Below are 17,192 nucleotides of genomic sequence, written 5' to 3' on the forward strand. Positions count from 1 at the left end.
CTCGCAATGACGTTAGGGCGTTAGCGCCGTCGCCCCCGCGCTGCTGTCGCCGCCCAATGCGCCGAACAGCGCAATCCGGGTTTGCACGAGCAGCAGCTGCGTCACGATCTCGCTCCGCCGTGCGGCATAGAGGCTGCGCTGGGCATCGAGGCTGGCGAGGAAGCTGTCGATGCCGCCCCGATAGCGCGCTTCGGTGAGCGTCGCGGTGTCGGCGGCGGCTTCGCTGTTGGCCGCCGCGGCCCGCACCCTTTCGGCGATCGTGCCCTGCACCGCGAGCGCGTCGGCGGTTTCGCGAAAGGCGGTCTGGATCGCGCCTTCATAGGCGCCGAGCGCAGCGTCGCGTTGCGCTTCGCTGACCGCGACCCCGGCGCGGCGGCCGCCGGCGTCGAAAATCGTCGCACTGGCATCGCCCCCCGCCGACCAGCCGAACGATCCGCTGTCGAACAGGCCGGACAGCGCGTCGCTGGCAAAGCCGAGCAGCCCGGTAAGCGAGACCGACGGGAACAGCCGCGCGCGCGCGACGCCCATGTCGGCGTTGGCAGCGCGCAGGTCATATTCGGCCTCGATCACGTCGGGGCGGCGCAGCAATATGTCCGAGCTGACCCCGGCGGGCAGCGGCGCGATCGCGGGCGCAACCTCGGCGAGGCTCGCGGGGAGCAGCGCGGCATCGACGTCGCCGCCGACGAGCAGGCGGATGAGGTTTTCATCCTGCGCCAGCGCGGTCCGTTGCTGCGCGATCGCATCGTCGGCGGTCGCCAGAATCTGTTCGGCCTGCCGCAGGTCGGTGCGCGGCGCGACGCCGCCATCGAGGCGCGCCTGCGTCAACCGCACGCTGTCGCGCGCATTGGCGGCGGTGTCCTCGGCAATTTTCAACAGGTCGCGGTCGGCGCCATAGGCCGCCCAGGCATTCGCCAGCTCGGCGATCAGCGCGATCCGCACGGTGCGCGACGCCGCCTCGGTCGCCAGTGCGCGGTTGCGCTCGGCCTCGGTCGCATTGGCAAGGCGGCCGAAGAGGTCGAGTTCGAAGGCGGTGACGCCGCCGCGCAGCGAAAAATCGGCGGCGCCGCTGCTGCCATTGCTGTCCGAATAGCCGGCCCCCGCGTTGACGCCGATCTCGGGGAATTGCGCCGACCGCGTAACGCGCACCTGCGCGCGCGCTGCGGCGACATTGGCATAGGCGACGCGCAGGTCGCGGTTGCCGGCAAGCGCCTGGTCGATCAGCTTCTGGAGCCGCGGATCGGTAAAGACCTGCCGGTAGGAGAGGATCGGCAGTGCCGCCTCGCTTTGCAGCAGATAGGCGTCGCCGACCGGCCAGCTTTGCGGCACGGGCGGCGCGGGCATCACCGTCTTGGGCGCGAGCGAGCAAGCGCCGAGCAGCAGGGGGCCGCAGGCCAGCAGCGCGCGGAGGCGGATCATGCCGGCACCTCGGCAGCGCCGCCCTTGCCCTTGCCGAAGCGCGCCCGCAGCGCGGCGAGCCCGTCGCGCACCCCGCGGCGGACGAGGACGAAAAAGAGCGGGATGAAGAAGATGGCGAGGAAGGCGGCGGCAAGCATCCCGCCGATCACCGACGTACCGATGGCAACGCGACTGTTCGCGCCCGCGCCCGTCGCGATCGCCAGCGGCAGCACGCCGAAGATGAAGGCAAAGCTGGTCATCAGGATTGGGCGCAGGCGGATGCGCGCCGCCTCGATCGCTGCCTCGATCACGCGCTTGCCGCGCTTTTCGGCCTGTTCGCCAAATTCGATCATCAAAATCGCGTTTTTCGCCGCCAGCCCCATCGTCGTGAGCAACCCGATCTGGAGGTAGACGTCATTTTCCAGCCCGCGCAGGTTCACCGCAACGACAGCGCCGATCAGCCCCAGCGGGATGACGAGCAGCACGGCAAAGGGGATCGACCAGCTTTCGTAGAGCGCGGCAAGGCAGAGAAAGACGACGAGCAGCGACAGCGTATAGAGCAACGGCGCCTGCCCCGACGAAAGCCGCTCTTCATAGGAGGAGCCCGACCACGCGACGCTGGTTCCGGAAATCTCGCCCGCCATGCGCTCCATCTCGTCCATCGCTTCGCCTGAGCTGGTCCCCGCAGCGGGCTGGCCGGAAATTTCGAACGCGGGCACGCCCTGAAAGCGCGAGCTGCTGCTTGGCGTCGTCGACCAGCCGAGCGTTGCAAAGGCCGAAAAGGGCGACATTTCGCCGTCGGTCGAGCGGACATACCATTGGCCGAGATCGTCGGGACTCGCGCGATAGGGGGCGTCGCCCTGGACATAGACGCGCTTGACGCGGCCCTTGTCGATAAAATCATTGACGTAGCGGCCGCCCCACGCGGTCGCGAGCGTGTTGTTCACGTCGCCATTGTCGATGCCATAGGCGGTGAGGCGCTGCGTATCGACATCGATCTTGAGCGTTGCCACATCCGGCAGGTCGGACAAACGCACCGAAGTCAGCTTTGGGTTGGCATTCGCCATCGCGAGCAGCCTGTCGCGCGCGGCGACAAATTCGTCGCGGCTCATCCCGCTGCGGTTCTGGAACTGCATCGTGAAGCCCGACGAATCGCCGAGCCCGCGCACCGCGCCCGGAACGAGCGCAAATACCTGCGCGTCGCGGATGCCCGACAGCGCCGCACGGGCGCGCGCGGCGATCGCGTCGGCGCTGCGCTCCGCGCCGGGACGCTCGTCCCAGTGGACGAGGTTCACAAAACCCTGCCCGGTATTCTGCCCTACCGCGCCGCCGCCGCCGCCGCCGCCGGCGACGAGGAACAGCGCGCCGACATTGGCCTTTTCCTCGGTCAGCAGATAGTTTTCGATCGTGTCGCGAACCTCGAGAGTCCGCGCCTGCGTTGCGCCCGCGGGCAGGCGGAACTGGACCTGCACGCGGCCCTGGTCCTCGCCCGGCAGGAAGCCGCTCGGCAGGCGGAGGAACAGGAAGGCGAGCGCGACGAGCAGCACGGCATAGATGCCGAGGAACAGCCACTTGCGATCGACGACCGTAGTGACGCTGCCGACATAGCGATCGACCGCGCGGTCGAAGCGTGTGTTGAAGCCATGTTTCGCGCGTTCGAGCAGCGCGCGGGCGCGCGGAAAGCGTCCACCATTTATATCGGAGTGACCATTGCTCTTGGGCTTGAGCAATGTCGAGGTCAGCGCGGGACTCAGGATCAGCGCAACGAGCACCGACAGCGCCATTGCGGACACGATGGTGACCGAAAACTGGCGATAGATCACGCCCGTCGATCCGCCGAAAAAGGCCATCGGCAGAAACACCGCCGAAAGCACGAGGGCGATCGCGATCAGCGCGACCTGCAGCTCCTTCATCGACTGAATCGTTGCTTCGCGCGCTGTCATGCCGGGATTTTCTTCCATCAACCGCTCGACATTTTCGACGACGACGATCGCATCATCGACAAGCAGACCGATCGCGAGCGTCAGTCCGAACAGCGTCAGCGTGTTGATGCTGAACCCCAGCAGGTAAAAAATGCCGAAGGTGCCGAGCAGCACGACGGGTACTGCAATCGCTGGGATCAGTACCGCGCGCCAGCTTTGCAGGAAGACGAACATGACGAGGATGACGAGCAGTATTGCCTCGAACAGCGATTTCTGCACTTCGCTTACCGACAGCTTGATAAAGGCGGTCGCGTCATTGGCGTAGCTGTAGGTGAGCCCGTCAGGGAAATTGTCGGCAAGTTCCGCCATCCGCGCCTTCACCCGCTCGGCGGTTTCGAGTGCGTCGGCGCCCGGCGACAGCGAGATCGACATGCCCGATCCAGGGTGCCCGTTGATGCGCACGATCGTGCTGTAATTTTCCGCGCCGACCTCGACCCGCGCGATATCCTTGATCCGCACGGTCGCGCCGTCGGGCAACGCCTTGAGCACGATATTTTCGAACTCTTCGGGGGTCTGCATGCGCGACTGGGCGGTGACCGTCGCGTTGAGCATCTGGCGCTCGGGCGCGGGCAGGCCGCCGACCTCGCCCGCGGCGACTTCGCTGTTCTGCGCGGTGATTGCGGCGACGACATCGCTGGGCATCAGAGACGTCGCCGCAAGCCGCTGCGGATTCAGCCAGATTCGCATCGCGTGCGGCGAACCGAAGACATTGACGTCGCCGACGCCTTCGACGCGCGACAGCGGATCCTGGATGTTCGATGACAGATAGTCGGAGACGTCCTGGTTCGACCGCGTGTCGGTCGTGTCATAGACGCCGACGAGCAGCAGCGAGTCCGAATTGGACTTGGTAACGCGCACGCCCTGCGCCTGCACCTGTTGCGGCAGGCGCGAGACCGCCGACTGGATCTTGTTCTGGACCTGTACCTGCGCGATGTCCGGGTCGGTGCCTTTTTCAAAGATCGCGGTGATGCTTGCCTGTCCGCGCGAGCTCGACTGCGAGCTGAAATAAAGAAGACCGTCGATGCCCGTCAGCTGCTGTTCGAGCACCTGGGTAACGCTGTTTTCGATCGTTTCGGCCGACGCACCGGGATAGGAAGCGCGGATATTGACCTGCGTCGGCGCGATGTCGGGATATTGTTCAATGGGCAGCGAAAAAAGCGCGCCGACCCCGCCGAGCATGACGATGATCGCCAGCACCCAGGCGAAGATTGGCCGCTCGATAAAAAGACGCGACATGCCGCGCTACCTGGCCGCCGGGGCGTCGGCGCCCTTGGGCACTCCGATACGCTGCGCACTGCTTGCGGGCACCGGGCGGATCGCGGCGCCTTGCCGGACATTGCCCAGTCCCTGCGTGATCACACGTTCGCCGGGTTTCAGTCCGTCGGTGACGACCCAGTTCGCGCCGATCGTGCGGTCGGCGACGATTCGGCGCCGCATGGCCTTATTGTCCTTGCCAACGAGATAGACGAACGCCGACCCGTCAAAATCGCGCTGCACCGCAGCCTGCGGCAGCAGGATCGCCGACGGATTGACCGCTTGGTCGAACAGCGCGGTCACGAACATGCCGGGCAATAGCACGCCGCCCGGATTGGGAAAACGTGCGCGCAGCGTCACCGTGCCCGTCGCCTCGTTCACCGTCACTTCTGAAAACTGGACGATGCCGGTGGGACCATAGCTGCTGCCATCCTCGAGCCTTAGCCGCACTGCGGTGTTCCCCGGCGCCACTCCGCCGCTTTGCAGCGCCTGCCGCAGCGTTGTCAGCTCGGCGCTCGACTGCTGCATATCGACATAGATGGGATCGATACGCTGAATCGTTGCGAGTGGTTCGGCCTGGCTGGCGCTGACAAGCGCGCCGGGCGTCGCGAGGCTGCGCCCGATCCGCCCGCTGATCGGCGCGGTGATCGTCGCATAGCGCAGGTTGATCCGCGCCGTTTCCAGCGCGGCGCGATTTTGCGCGACCGCAGCGCGTGCCATGCGCGCGGCCGCGAGCGCGTCGGTATAATCCTGCTCGGCGACCGCCTGCATCTTGGCGAGCGGTTGGAGGCGTCGCGCACGCTCCTCGGCAGCCTCGGCGCTGGCGCGTGCGCTCGCCAGATTGGCTTCGGCCTGCTGGGCGGCCGCGCGATAGAGGCTGGCGTCGATCTCGTACAGCGGCTGGCCCGCGCGGACGAAGCCGCCTTCGGTGAACAGCCGCCGCCGAATCAGGCCGTTCACCTGCGGCCGTACTTCGCTCGTTTCAAAGGCGACAGTGCGTCCGCCGAGCGACGTCGTCACCGGGACGGCCTGGACCGCGACGCTGACATAGCCGACCTCGGGCGCGCCGCGGCCGCCATTCTCCTCCTCAGCCGCACAGGCGCCCATCGACAGGGCGATGGCGCACAGAAGCCCGAGGCGGAGCACCGGCCGGTCGTTCAACATAGGATTTTCTCGTTACTGGTCGCCGCGAGCGGGAAGGATTTGGCTCCTATTCAACCCATTGTGCTACGCGTGGCAAGCCCCGCAGCCGTTTTGCGACAAGTTGCGACAATTTTCCCGCGCGTTCGACGGTGCTAGCGACCGGGCGGCGCTGCGACCGATTGGCGCTCGACCAATGTCGAGGGCAGGACATTGTCCTCGTCGCCCGCCTTGGCGCCGGGACCCAGAAAATCGGGAACCAGCGTCTGTGCGGCGCGGACGCCCATTTCGCGGATCGGCCAGCGCACCGTGCTGAGCGCGGGCCAGATATGCGTTGCCGTGGGGCTGTCGTCGAATCCGATGATCGACAGCTCGGCGGGCACTTTGATGCCCTTGCTATGCGCGACGCTCATCACCCCCGCCGCCATCTCGTCGTTCGAGCAGAAGATCGCCGTCGGCGGATCGGTGCGCGCGAGCAGCGCTTCGCCCGCCTCGATCCCCGCCGTATAACGGTAGTTGCCGGGCGCATTGAGCTCGGCGGGCAGGACCAGTCCCGCCTCGCCGAGCGCTTCGAGAAAGCCTTTTTCGCGTTCGGCGGCCGAACGGAAACCCACCGGGCCGCGCACGAAACCGATGCGGCGATGTCCCAGCGCGATCAGCCCGCGCACCGCTTCCGCCACCACTTCGCGATCGTTCGACGAGATGCAATGCCTGGCATCGTCGAGCGGCGCCGAACCGATGCGGACATAGCGCACGCCCAGATCCTCGCAGAGCGCCGCCAGATCGTCATTCTCCGAAATCGGCGGCAACAACATCGCGCCGATCGGCCGTTGTTTTTCGAGAAAGGTGCGGACATCGTCGAGCAATTTGTCCGATCCACGGTCGACCGGGCGCACAAGCAGCGCAAGGTCGCTGTCCTTGATCGCGTCGAGGACGCCGCGCTGGAAATTGAGCACCGTCTGCGCGTTGGGGTTGTCGTGGAGCAGCGCAATCAGGAAATTGCGGCGAAAGGCAAGCGCGCGCGCCTGCGGATTGGGGACGAATCCCAGCTGCTCGATCGCTTTTTCGACCGCGGTCCGCGTCTTTTCGGTCAGGAATTCGGACCGGTTGATGACCCGGCTCACCGTTTTTTTCGATACGCCCGCCAGCGCCGCGACGTCGTTGATGGTCGGCTGCTTGCCCCCCGGCCCCTTGGTTTGTGCCGCCATAAGCGCTTGTCCTCCGCGGGATTTGGTTTCTATCCCGCCTTTCCCGCGTCGTGATGGGCGCCCGGCGCGTCAAAATCAACCATCGCAACGGGCATCGCGCGATTATTGATACCGGTGTCCAGTGCGCGGTTCAGGTGTCCGGGGGGCGTTGATATTGACACCGGTTACCAAAATGATTAGCTTGTGACAAATCGAACAAAGGAACACATCATGAAGATCGCGCTGATCACCGAGAACAGCCAGGCTGCCAAAAACGGCATCATCCATGAAGCGCTGACCACTGTCGCCGAGCCGCTGGGTCATCAGGTTTTCAACTATGGCATGTACTCGGCGGACGATAAGGCGTCGCTGACCTATGTCATGAACGGACTGCTCGCTGGCATCCTTCTCAATTCGAAGGCCGCCGATTTCGTTGTGACGGGCTGCGGCACGGGCATGGGTTCGATGCTCGCCTGCAACGCGATGCCGGGCGTATTCTGCGGGCTGGTGATCGATCCGACCGATGCGTTCCTCTTTGGCCAGATCAACGACGGCAACGCGATTTCGATGCCCTATGCCAAGGGTTTCGGGTGGGCGGCCGAACTCAACCTGCAGGATGTTTATCGCAAGCTGTTCGACGGCGAGCGCGGGCTGGGCTATCCCAAGGAGCGCGCCGAAATCATGCGGACGAACCGCGGCATATTGAAGGATCTGAAAGCTGCGTCGTGCCACGACATGCTGACGGTGCTCAAGACTGTCGATCAGGATCTGCTCCGCGCGGCGATCGCTGGCGAGAAATTCGCCGACTATTTCTACGCCAATTCGCAGGATGAGGCGATCAGCGCCTATCTGAAGAGCCTGTCGGCGGAGCCGGCGCTCGCCTGACATGACGCAATTATTTGATCTTTCGGGCAAGGTCGCGCTCGTCACCGGTGCCAACACGGGTATCGGGCAGGGGATCGCGCTCGCGCTCGCCGGTGCGGGCGCCGACATCGCCGCCGCCGGCCGCTCGCCCGCCGACGAAACCGTCGGCAAGGTCCGCGCGCTCGGTCGCCGCGGCGAAAATTTCGCCGCCGACCTGTCGAGCGTCGCGGCGGTGCAGCCGCTGGTCGACGCCGTGCTCGCCGCGTTCGGACGCGTCGACATCCTCGTCAACAATGCCGGGATCATCCGCCGGGCCGACGCGGTCGATTTTACCGAGGACGACTGGGATGCGGTGATGGACACCAATCTCAAGACGCTCTTCTTCCTTTGCCAGAGCGTTGGGCGGCACATGATCGCGCGCGGCAGCGGCAAGATCATCAACATCGCCTCGATGCTGACCTTTCAGGGCGGCATTCGCGTGCCGAGCTACACCGCGTCGAAATCGGGCGTCGGCGGGCTAACCAAGCTGCTCGCGAACGAATGGGCGGCAAAGGGGATCAACGTCAACGCGATCGCGCCGGGCTACATCGCGACGAACAACACCGCCGCGCTGCAAGCCGACGAGACGCGCAACCGGCAGATCATGGAGCGCATCCCCGCGGGCCGCTGGGGCGATGCCGCCGACATCGGCGGTGCCGCGGTGTTCCTGGCGTCGAGCGCATCGGACTATGTGCAGGGCCATATCCTTGCCGTCGACGGCGGCTGGCTGGCGCGGTAAATATATTTTTAAAGGACATTCGTGCTGAGTTTGTCGCAGCACCGTTGCTCCTTTGGCGCTAAAAAAAAAGAACAGTCCTTCGACAGGCTCGGGGCGAACGGAGTAGGGATGGCGCAAGGCAAGCTGGTCTTTTTCGGCGAACTGCTGATCCGGCTCAACGCGCCGGGCAACGAGCTGCTGATGCAATCGCCCGCGCTCGCGCTCCACGTCGGCGGGGCCGAAGCGAATGTCGCGATCGGCCTCGCGCATCTCGGCCGTGATTGCGCGATGGTATCGCGCGTTCCGAACAATGCGCTGGGTCGCGGCGCAGTGGCGGCGGTGCGCGGCGCAGGCGTCGATTGCACCGCCGTCACGACCGCGCCGGGGCGCATGGGGCTTTATTTCCTCAGCGTCGGGGCGGGGCTGCGCTCGTCGGAGATCGTCTATGACCGCGCGGGATCGAGTTTCGTAGCGAGCAGTGCGGACGGTTATGACTGGGACACGCTCCTGAATGGTGCGGCGCTCCTGCATCTGTCGGGCATCACGCCGGCCTTGGGGGCGCGCTCGGCCGAGACGGCGCTCGCGGCGGCGCGCGCGGCGAAGCGGCTGGGCGTGCCGGTCAGCTTCGACGGCAATTACCGCGCGATGCTGTGGGAAGCATGGGACAGCGACCCACGCGCGGTTCTGTCCGAACTGATCGGCAGCGCCGACATCTTGTTCGGCAACCACCGCGACCTGTCGCTGGTGCTGGGACAGGACTTCAGCGGCGAGGGCGAGGACCGGCGGCGCGAGGCGGCCGAAGCGGGCTTTGCCGCCTTCCCCGGCCTCAGCCTGATCGCTTCGACCGCGCGCCATACGGTAACCGCCGATCATCACCGCATCGCGGCGCGCGTCGATCTTCGCGGCAGTTGCCACCAGACCGACGAGATCGACGTCACCGGCATCGTCGACCGCATCGGCGCGGGCGATGCCTTTGCCGCGGGGGTGCTCCACGCGCATCTGAACGGGGGCACCGCCGAAGCGATGGCGCTAAGCGGCCTCGCGCTCACCTGTCTCAAACATTCGCTCCCCGGCGATGCAAGCCGCTTCGGCCAGGCGGACATCGACGCCTTCCACGGCGGTGGGCTCGATGTCCGGCGCTGACATCACCCGCCGCGCGCTCCTCGCGGCAGGCACCGCCGCCGTGCTGGCGCCGCCGCTTTTTGCGCGAACGGGGGGAGGCGTCCGGACCTTCAAAGGCATTCGCTACGCGACAGCCAAACGCTTCGAGGCACCGGCGCCATCGCCCGATAATCGCACCGCGCTGGGTGACTTCGGTCCCGCCTGCCCGCAGCGCGGCGATCGCTATACGCCGCAGTCCGAAGACTGTCTGTTCCTCAACGTCTGGACGCCCGCGACGGCAAGCGATGCCAAGCGGCCCGTGATGGTCTATTTCCACGGCGGCGCCTATTCGACCGGCAGCGTCACCGACCCGATCAACGATGGCGCGGCGCTTGCGGCGCGTGGTGATGTGGTCGTTGTGACGGTCAACCATCGCCTCAACGCGCTCGGTTATCTGTATCTCGCGCGGCTCGACCCGCGCTTTCCCGACAGCGGCAATGCGGGGCAGCTCGACCTGATCGTCGCGCTTGAGTGGGTGCAGCTCAATGTCGCGGCGTTCGGTGGCGATCCCGGCAATGTCACCATCTTCGGCCAGTCGGGCGGCGGCGCGAAGATCGCGACCTTGATGGCGATGCCCGCCGCGAAGGGCCTGTTCCACAAAGCGATCACGATGAGCGGGCAGCAGGTCACCGCCTCGGGCCCACTCAACGCCACGAAGCGCGCCGAGGCTTTCCTGGGCGCGCTCGGCAAGGGCGTCGATCCCGCGACCGCACCCGTCGGGCAATTGATCGCTGCTCTGGAGGCGACCGATCCGATTCTGGGCGGCGGCGTTTACATGGGACCGGTGCTCGACATGATGCATCTGCCGCGCCACCCCTTCTGGCCCGACGCCGCGCCGCAATCGCTCGATATTCCGATGATGCTCGGCAATACAGTGATGGAAACGCGCGCGTTCTACGCGCCCGATGGCAAGCAGCTTGCGGGGCTGAGCTTCGACAATCTGGCCGAGCGCATCGCGCCCGAAATCAAGGTCGATGCGCATCCCGAATGGGTGGTGGCACAGTTTCGCGCGCGCTATCCCAAGGCTGCGCCGCTCGAGCTGTTCCACCGCATCGTTACCGCGGGTCGTAGCTGGCGTGGGCAGGTCGAGGAGGCCGAAGCGCGAGCGCGCGCCGGGGCGCCAGCCTTTGTCTACCAACTGGACTTCGAGGATGCGAAGCACGCCGACGACATCGGGTTCGCGTTCGGCACCACGCCTGATGCAAGTCCCGCGCAGCGGGCGATGAGCGACCGGATGATGGATGCCTTCGTCCGCTTCGCGCGCACGGGCGATCCGGGTTGGCCCGCCTATGATCTGGGCACGCGGCAGACGATGATCTTCGACAGCGACAGCCGTGTCGAAAGCGATCCGCGCGGGTGGGAGCGCGAGCTGTTCGCGCGCGTGCCCTATGTCCAGCCGGGGACATAGGAATCCGTCATTGCGAGCGGAGCGAAGCAATCTCCAGCTAGCAGCAATCGATGATGATGGCAGGAGATTGCTTCGTCGCTACGCTCCTCGCAATGACGAATGTTTATACGATCCCGTGCGACCCGAGCCAGTTCCACAGCAATTCGGGCCAGATCGCGACGGGCAGCCCCGCGGTTTTCATCAGCCCAAAACCATGGCCCCCGCGCTCGAAGAAATGCGCTTCGCACGGCGCATTGATGGCGCGCGCCGTGTCGCGCAGGCGGACGCTGTTGTCGACCTTGACGACATCATCATCCTCGGCGTGGAGCAGCCACAGCGGCGGCTGGTCGGCGCGGACATTGCCTTCGGGTGAGTAGAGCGCCTCGCGCGCCGCATCGGGGTTCGCGCCGATCAGCTTCTCGCGGCTCACCGCATGGGCGATCGCAGGGTCCATCGACACGACCGGATAGATGGCGGCGAGCGCATCGGGCCGCGCGGGCAGCGCGTCGGCGGCATCGACGGGCGCGTAGACCTTCGCGTCGAAGCGCGTGAGCAGGCTCGTCGCCACCTGTCCGCCCGCCGAAAAGCCGCCGAAAGCAACGCGCCCCGGATCGATGCCGTCGGCCGCCACGCGGCTCCGCACCAGCCGCACCGCGCGCTGCGCATCGGCGAGCGGGACGTCGGACCCGTTCGTCCAGCCGTCGCCGGGCAGGCGATAGAAAAGGACGTAAACGGTGACGCCGCGTTCCTTCAGCCAGCGCGCCAGCTCATAACCTTCCTTGTCGATCACGACATAGCGATAGCCTCCGCCGGGGGCGAGGATGACCGCGGCGCCATTGGGCCGCGCGGGGCGGAAGATGTCGAGCCGCGGGCGCGTGATGCCTTCTAGCATCCGGTCGCTGGCGTGCGGGTCGTCGCTGCGCTGGACCACCCGTTCGGCGAGGCCGCGCGGCGGTGTGACATGGCCTTCGGGCCACAGCGGCACGCTTGCGTCGGGGGCCACGTCCGCGGGACGCGTCCATGCCGCGCGCGCGGCGGCGCTCGCGAAGGGCATCGCAAGGCCGGCGCTCAGCAGCGCGCGGCGGCTGAGTGCCATCACTCTGCCGCCTTGTTGGGATAAGCGATGATCAGCACCAGCGGCTCGGTGCCCGTCTGACGAATGCCGACCCTGGCGCCCTTGTAGAGCCACGCCGCCATGCCGGTGCCGAGTTCCCGCTCGGTGCCGTCCGAATGGACGACGCCAGTCCCCGACACGACATAGTAGATTTCGTCATGGTCGATCGGGTGGATGCCGATCGCGGCGCCGACGTGCAGCGCGCGCTTGCGAAATTCGAAGCTGCGCGGTGCGGGCACGGCGTCGCTGATCCGCCATGCGGTCGACAGGCCGATTGCGCCATGCGGCGGCGCTTCCTCACGCACCGTCGCGGCTTCGTCGATCACGACCATCGCGGGGGCGGCGCCCGCGCCCGCGAGCAATATCGCGAGCAGCGCGCTCATTGCGCTTCTCCGCGCGAGGCGCGGTCGCGCGCCGACAGATGTTCCTGCGGCATCGGCGCGGTTTGCCCCGGATAGCGGCCCGATTTTGGCTCCATCGTCGCCAGATCCCAGTCGGCCTCGACAAAGGGTGCGCTCACCGGCGGCTTGACCGCGGGATAGGCGCTCACTTCCTTTTCGTCGTCAATGATCTCGCCGCGCCCCTCGGCCACGAAGAAGAGCACGCGAATCTCCTCGGCATCGCGTGCCCACGGCCGCGCACCCGCGCTCGCAAGCACCGACGTTTCGACATCGCGCACCGGCAGGATGCGGTAGCCATCGACCGGCGCGAGCGGCGCCCTGGCGCGGATCAGCACGGCGCGCGTTTCGCCATAGCGGCCGAATTCGGGCAGCGCCTTGCCGTGACGATCGACCGCCAGATTGTCCTTGCCATAATATTCGAGGTCGCCGTCGCCGCCGAGCATCAGGAAGGGCAGGCCGTCGTCGGTGTCGTTGCCGCCGCGCATCACATTGCCGATCGCGCTGATCTGGCCCGTCACATAGTCATGTCCGGTCCATTCGAGATTCATCAGGTTGTAATGCACCGCGCGGTGCTTGGGGTTATAGATCAGGTTGTTGATCATCAGCACCTGCGCTCCGCCCTTCACCAGCGGGGCGCGCTCGACATTATGCGCCCAAATGTTGCGGTAAAAAACGATGCCGGTGGCGTTGTCGTGGATCAGCGATCCCTTACTGTGTTCACCCTTGGGGTGGCTCGCATCGGCAAGCCCCTCGGCCGCCAGATTGTTCGAGAAGGTGATGTTGCGGCTCGTGCCCTGACGCCATTCCTCGACGCTCTTGCCGGTAAAGCGGGGCCCCGACGCCGACATATTTTCGTCGATCGCCCACAGGAAGGTGCAATGATCGACGATGACATTATGCGCGGCGACGGTCGAAAAGGCGTCGGCTTCCCACCCACTGCGCTTCGGCTGGCCATCGCCGCCGGTATAGACGCGCAGGTGGCGCAGGATGACGTCGTGCGTCTTGACGTCGATGCCCGTGCGGATCAGCGTGATGCCGGGCCCGGGCGCGGTTTGCCCGGCGATGGTCAGATAGGGGTGTTTGATCTCAATGGGCTGCCGCCCCATGTCGATCACGCCGCCAACCTCGAACACGATGATGCGCGGCCCCGGCGTGTCGATCGCCGCCTTGAGCGACCCCGGCCCGTCGGCTGCCAAGGTCGTCACCCGCAGGATTTTGCCGCCGCGCCCGCCGGGGGTTTCGGCCGCTGGGCCGACCGCGCCGGGGAAGGCGCGCGGCGCCGCTTCGGCCGCAGCAAGCGGCGCGGAGGGCAGCGCAAAGGCCAGCAAAAGCGCGGCGATCCACGGAGTCCGGCGCATAATTCTCTCCCTTGTTCTTTGGCTCTTGACAGGGCGTCACCTATCCTCCAATCTTTCTGACACCGGTTACCCCAATCGGTCAACGAGAAAATATGTCCAAGGGAGAGGGTCTGATCGGAGCCGCCGCAACGACGGGCGGACCATCCTTACTCTCCGACAATCGAAGCACAGGATGGCGCGCCGCGTCATTTTGTCGAATAAAGTAACCGGTGTCATTCATTGCGAGAGCGAGGATGCGGGGCGATTAAGGGAGGATGAAAATGTCGATTCAAGCAATGCGGAGTGTTCGCACTTTGACCCGGCTGGCGTGCGGAGCCTCGCTTGCCGTGCTCGCGGCGTCGCCGGCCTGGGCGCAGGATGTCGCTGATGAAGCGGTCGCGAGCGAAGACGAGATTGTCGTCACCGGCTTTCGCGCCTCGCTAGACAAGGCACTCGACGTGAAGCGCGATTCGATTGCGGCGGTCGATGCGATCGTTGCCGAGGACATCGCCAAATTTCCTGACCAAAACCTCGCCGAATCGTTGCAGCGCATTCCCGGTATCACGATCCAGCGCGACGGCGGCGAAGGCCGCGCGATCACCGTGCGTGGTCTGGGTTCGCAATTTACGCGCGTTCGCGTCAACGGGCTTGAAACGGTCGCGACCTCGACCGATGGCGCCGCGGCGAACCGCGACCGCGCCTTCGACTTCAACGTCTTTGCGTCGGAGCTGTTCACCTCGATCGTCGTCCACAAGACTGCCTCGGCCGAACTTGACGAAGGCTCGCTGGGAGCTGTCGTCGATCTCAACACCGGCAATCCCCTCGGCGGCAAAAGCGGTTTCACCGCCGTTCTGTCGGCCCAGGGGAGCTATAATGATCTTTCGGAAAAAGTCGGCCCGCGCATCGCCGGGCTGGTCAGCTGGGTCAATGACGCCGGCACTTTCGGCGCGTCGGTTTCCGCCGCCTATTCCGACCAGAAGACGCTCGAGCTTGGCAACAACACGGTTCGCTGGGCGCAGGCGCGTTTCGACTCGGTCGATGGCGCGCCCTGCTTCACGACCGCCAATTCGGGTGGAACCTATATTCCGAGCGCAGCCTGCGACGAGGTTGCGCTGGCGTTCCATCCCCGCATTCCGCGCTATGGCGAAATCGCGCATGACAGGAAGCGTCTTGGCCTGACGGGATCGATCCAGTTCGCGCCGACCGATGCGACCAAGATTTCGCTCGACGCGCTCTATTCGAAGTTCAAGCACGAGCGCCGCGAACAATGGGGCGAAGTGCTGCTGCGCAGCAACGAGCGGTCGATCAACGTCAGCGACTATGAGATCGACGAAAACAACAATCTCGTGTCGGCGACGCTCGACGATGCGTGGGTGCGTACGGAACATTATCTCCGCAAGGCCGAAACCGAATTCTACCAGATCGGCGGCAGCTGGGATCAGGACGTCAGCGACACATTCCGGTTCACGCTGCTCGGCGGCCTGTCGAAATCGACTGCGTCGATTCCGCTCGAAACGACGATTGTCTTCGACGATCGCGACGCGCAGGATTATCGCTACGACTATAGCGACATGGGCAACCCGCTGCTTAGTTTCGGGACCAGCGTCACCGACCCGGCGAATTTCCAGCTCGCCGAAATCCGCGACCGCCCATCGGAGGTCGAGAACAAGTTCCGCACGGTTCAGCTGCGCACCGAATGGGACATCAGCGACGATTTTACCGTCAAGGCCGGGGGCGTCTATCGCCGTTTCGACTTTGCCAGCATCGCTTTCACCCGCGATACGGTCGTATGCGGGAATGGCGGTGTCGATCGCGTGCTCGGCACGATAACCTGTTCGCCGTCGAGTGCATTTGGTCCGTCGGCTGTCTATGGATTTGCGGTCACGCCCGCGCTGTCGCAGCTTTTCAAGCTGGGGAATGCTGGACAGCCGTCGGGCACGACGACCGAATGGCTTGTCCCCAACCTTGATGCAGCGACCGAATTCACTGGCCTGTATGACCGCACCCCGGCCCTCGATGCCGGTAACAACCGCTCGGTGCGCGAAGAGGTGAAAGGCGCCTATCTGCAATTCGATACCAAGGGCGAAGTTGGCGGATTGCGCTACGCGCTCAATGCAGGCGTGCGCTATGTCCACACCGATCAGACATCGAGCGGTCTTTCCAGCGGCACGGCAGTGACCGTCGAGCGCAGCTACGAAGACTGGCTGCCGTCAGTGAACCTTGCGCTGTTCCCGCACGAAGACATCGTCATCCGTGCGGCGGTCGCCGATGTTATGACGCGCCCGACACTTGGCAATCTGACGCCGGGCGGCACGGTCGACGGGTTCAACTATCGCATCAATTACGGCAACCCGTTCCTCGATCCGTTCCGCGCAACCGCCTACGACCTTGCGTTCGAATGGTATTTCGCGCCGCAGTCGATCTTCTCGGTCGCACTGTTCAAAAAGGACGTCGCGAGCTTCCCGGTTGCGACGACGACCAGCGGCACCTTTGCGTCAACCGGCCTGCCGACATCGATCATCCCGCCCGGCAGCCCAGCCGCAGTCGATCCCGAACGTCAGTCGTGGACGATCAATTCAATCGGCAACGGTGAAGGCGCAAGCCTGAAGGGCATCGAAATCGCGTTGCAGGCGCCGTTCACTTTCCTGCCGGGTTTCCTGTCGAATTTCGGTGGCCTTGTTAACGCGACCTTTGTCGATTCCGACGCCGACTATTCGGTTGCAGGGCCGACGATCAATCCGTGCGTTCCACCTAATTGCACTTTCGGACCCAATATCCCGGCGGTCCGTAACGGCACGCTCTTCAACCTGTCGAAGCGCGCCTACAACGGCACGCTTTATTATGACGACGGCAAATTCAGCGCGCGGGCCTCGATCAGCTATCGCAGCCGCTATGCCGACGCCAACAGCGGCACCGGCAATGTGTTCGAAGGCTATGGTTCGTCGATCAACGTCGATGCATCGATGCGTTACGCAATCACCGAAAATATCGAAATCTCGGTCGAGGGCATCAACCTGACCGACGAGTATCGCTATCGTTTCACCGACATCGACGCCGACCGCAATTACGAGAACAATCATTTCGGTCGCACCTTCCTCTTCGGTGCGCGCGTCAAGATCTGACGCGTCAAGGTTCATCCCGGAAAGGGCCCGGCCTGCGTTCGCAAGGGCGGGCCTTTTTCTTTGGAAGGAGAGACGGGTGACCGATCGCCGC

The 17,192-nt window shown here is 65.2% G+C and carries 12 protein-coding genes; 5 read left to right on the plus strand and 7 right to left on the minus strand.

All coding sequences use genetic code 11. The annotated features are described in order from the left end of the window. Positions 1 to 12: 12 nt before the first annotated feature. From VSX77_RS08120 to VSX77_RS08135, 4 genes are all read right to left on the minus strand, one after another. Positions 13 to 1,416 (minus strand): efflux transporter outer membrane subunit, encoded by a 1,404-nt coding sequence (locus VSX77_RS08120; RefSeq protein ID WP_338427134.1) that lies wholly within the window; start codon positions 1,414 to 1,416, stop codon positions 13 to 15. Further along, positions 1,413 to 4,613 (minus strand): efflux RND transporter permease subunit, encoded by a 3,201-nt coding sequence (locus tag VSX77_RS08125; RefSeq protein ID WP_338427135.1) that lies wholly within the window; start codon positions 4,611 to 4,613, stop codon positions 1,413 to 1,415. Before VSX77_RS08125 ends, VSX77_RS08120 begins: the two co-directional genes overlap by 4 nt. Positions 4,614 to 4,619: 6 nt before the next feature. Continuing rightward, positions 4,620 to 5,795, minus strand: a complete 1,176-nt coding sequence (locus VSX77_RS08130) for an efflux RND transporter periplasmic adaptor subunit (RefSeq protein WP_338427136.1) — start codon at positions 5,793 to 5,795, stop codon at positions 4,620 to 4,622. A 131-nt stretch (positions 5,796 to 5,926) separates the two neighbouring features. Next, complete coding sequence (locus tag VSX77_RS08135; RefSeq protein ID WP_338427137.1) at positions 5,927 to 6,979, minus strand: LacI family DNA-binding transcriptional regulator; 1,053 nt, start codon at positions 6,977 to 6,979, stop codon at positions 5,927 to 5,929. Between the two features lie 210 nt (positions 6,980 to 7,189). On the opposite strand from VSX77_RS08135, the gene VSX77_RS08140 reads away from it, so the two are divergent. From VSX77_RS08140 to VSX77_RS08155, 4 genes are all read left to right on the plus strand, one after another. Beyond that, positions 7,190 to 7,843 (plus strand): RpiB/LacA/LacB family sugar-phosphate isomerase, encoded by a 654-nt coding sequence (locus VSX77_RS08140; RefSeq protein ID WP_338427138.1) that lies wholly within the window; start codon positions 7,190 to 7,192, stop codon positions 7,841 to 7,843. Position 7,844: 1 nt separating this feature from the next. Next, entirely contained in the window at positions 7,845 to 8,600 is a 756-nt protein-coding gene (gene kduD, locus VSX77_RS08145; protein WP_338427139.1) for a 2-dehydro-3-deoxy-D-gluconate 5-dehydrogenase KduD, read from the plus strand. Between the two features lie 108 nt (positions 8,601 to 8,708). Continuing rightward, a complete protein-coding gene (locus tag VSX77_RS08150; RefSeq protein WP_338427140.1) occupies positions 8,709 to 9,722 on the plus strand; it encodes a sugar kinase in 1,014 nt (337 codons plus the stop codon). Then, positions 9,709 to 11,148, plus strand: a complete 1,440-nt coding sequence (locus VSX77_RS08155; RefSeq protein WP_338427141.1) for a carboxylesterase/lipase family protein — start codon at positions 9,709 to 9,711, stop codon at positions 11,146 to 11,148. The genes VSX77_RS08150 and VSX77_RS08155 overlap by 14 nt, the downstream gene beginning before the upstream one ends. 103 nt (positions 11,149 to 11,251) lie before the next feature. Here the strand turns inward: VSX77_RS08155 and VSX77_RS08160 are convergent, their stop codons facing one another. The 3 genes from VSX77_RS08160 to VSX77_RS08170 are packed head-to-tail and all read right to left on the minus strand — an operon-like array spanning position 11,252 to position 14,000. Continuing rightward, complete coding sequence (locus VSX77_RS08160) at positions 11,252 to 12,223, minus strand: alpha/beta hydrolase (RefSeq protein WP_338427142.1); 972 nt, start codon at positions 12,221 to 12,223, stop codon at positions 11,252 to 11,254. Further along, complete coding sequence (locus tag VSX77_RS08165) at positions 12,223 to 12,624, minus strand: cupin domain-containing protein (RefSeq protein ID WP_338427143.1); 402 nt, start codon at positions 12,622 to 12,624, stop codon at positions 12,223 to 12,225. The genes VSX77_RS08160 and VSX77_RS08165 overlap by 1 nt, the downstream gene beginning before the upstream one ends. Beyond that, entirely contained in the window at positions 12,621 to 14,000 is a 1,380-nt protein-coding gene (locus tag VSX77_RS08170) for a pectate lyase family protein (protein ID WP_338427144.1), read from the minus strand. The genes VSX77_RS08165 and VSX77_RS08170 overlap by 4 nt, the downstream gene beginning before the upstream one ends. 260 nt (positions 14,001 to 14,260) lie before the next feature. Here VSX77_RS08170 and VSX77_RS08175 point away from each other — a divergent pair, with 260 nt between their 5' ends. After that, positions 14,261 to 17,101: a TonB-dependent receptor gene (locus VSX77_RS08175; RefSeq protein ID WP_338427145.1), complete on the plus strand. Its 2,841-nt coding sequence runs from the start codon at positions 14,261 to 14,263 to the stop codon at positions 17,099 to 17,101. Positions 17,102 to 17,192: the final 91 nt, after the last annotated feature.

It is taken from the genome of Sphingopyxis sp. TUF1 (assembly GCF_036687315.1).
Classification (GTDB): Bacteria; Pseudomonadota; Alphaproteobacteria; order Sphingomonadales; family Sphingomonadaceae; genus Sphingopyxis; species Sphingopyxis kveilinensis.

What these genes read in the sequence shown, in the direction of transcription:
- VSX77_RS08170 (WP_338427144.1), bottom strand. Translation starts at nt 14,000, where the DNA reads ATGCGCCGGACTCCGTGGATCGCCGCGCTTTTGCTGGCCTTTGCGCTG.
- VSX77_RS08125 (WP_338427135.1), bottom strand. Translation starts at nt 4,613, where the DNA reads ATGTCGCGTCTTTTTATCGAGCGGCCAATCTTCGCCTGGGTGCTGGCG.
- kduD (WP_338427139.1), top strand. Translation starts at nt 7,845, where the DNA reads ATGACGCAATTATTTGATCTTTCGGGCAAGGTCGCGCTCGTCACCGGT.
- VSX77_RS08160 (WP_338427142.1), bottom strand. Translation starts at nt 12,223, where the DNA reads ATGGCACTCAGCCGCCGCGCGCTGCTGAGCGCCGGCCTTGCGATGCCC.
- VSX77_RS08165 (WP_338427143.1), bottom strand. Translation starts at nt 12,624, where the DNA reads ATGAGCGCGCTGCTCGCGATATTGCTCGCGGGCGCGGGCGCCGCCCCC.
- VSX77_RS08135 (WP_338427137.1), bottom strand. Translation starts at nt 6,979, where the DNA reads ATGGCGGCACAAACCAAGGGGCCGGGGGGCAAGCAGCCGACCATCAAC.
- VSX77_RS08120 (WP_338427134.1), bottom strand. Translation starts at nt 1,416, where the DNA reads ATGATCCGCCTCCGCGCGCTGCTGGCCTGCGGCCCCCTGCTGCTCGGC.
- VSX77_RS08150 (WP_338427140.1), top strand. Translation starts at nt 8,709, where the DNA reads ATGGCGCAAGGCAAGCTGGTCTTTTTCGGCGAACTGCTGATCCGGCTC.
- VSX77_RS08155 (WP_338427141.1), top strand. Translation starts at nt 9,709, where the DNA reads ATGTCCGGCGCTGACATCACCCGCCGCGCGCTCCTCGCGGCAGGCACC.
- VSX77_RS08175 (WP_338427145.1), top strand. Translation starts at nt 14,261, where the DNA reads ATGTCGATTCAAGCAATGCGGAGTGTTCGCACTTTGACCCGGCTGGCG.
- VSX77_RS08130 (WP_338427136.1), bottom strand. Translation starts at nt 5,795, where the DNA reads ATGTTGAACGACCGGCCGGTGCTCCGCCTCGGGCTTCTGTGCGCCATC.
- VSX77_RS08140 (WP_338427138.1), top strand. Translation starts at nt 7,190, where the DNA reads ATGAAGATCGCGCTGATCACCGAGAACAGCCAGGCTGCCAAAAACGGC.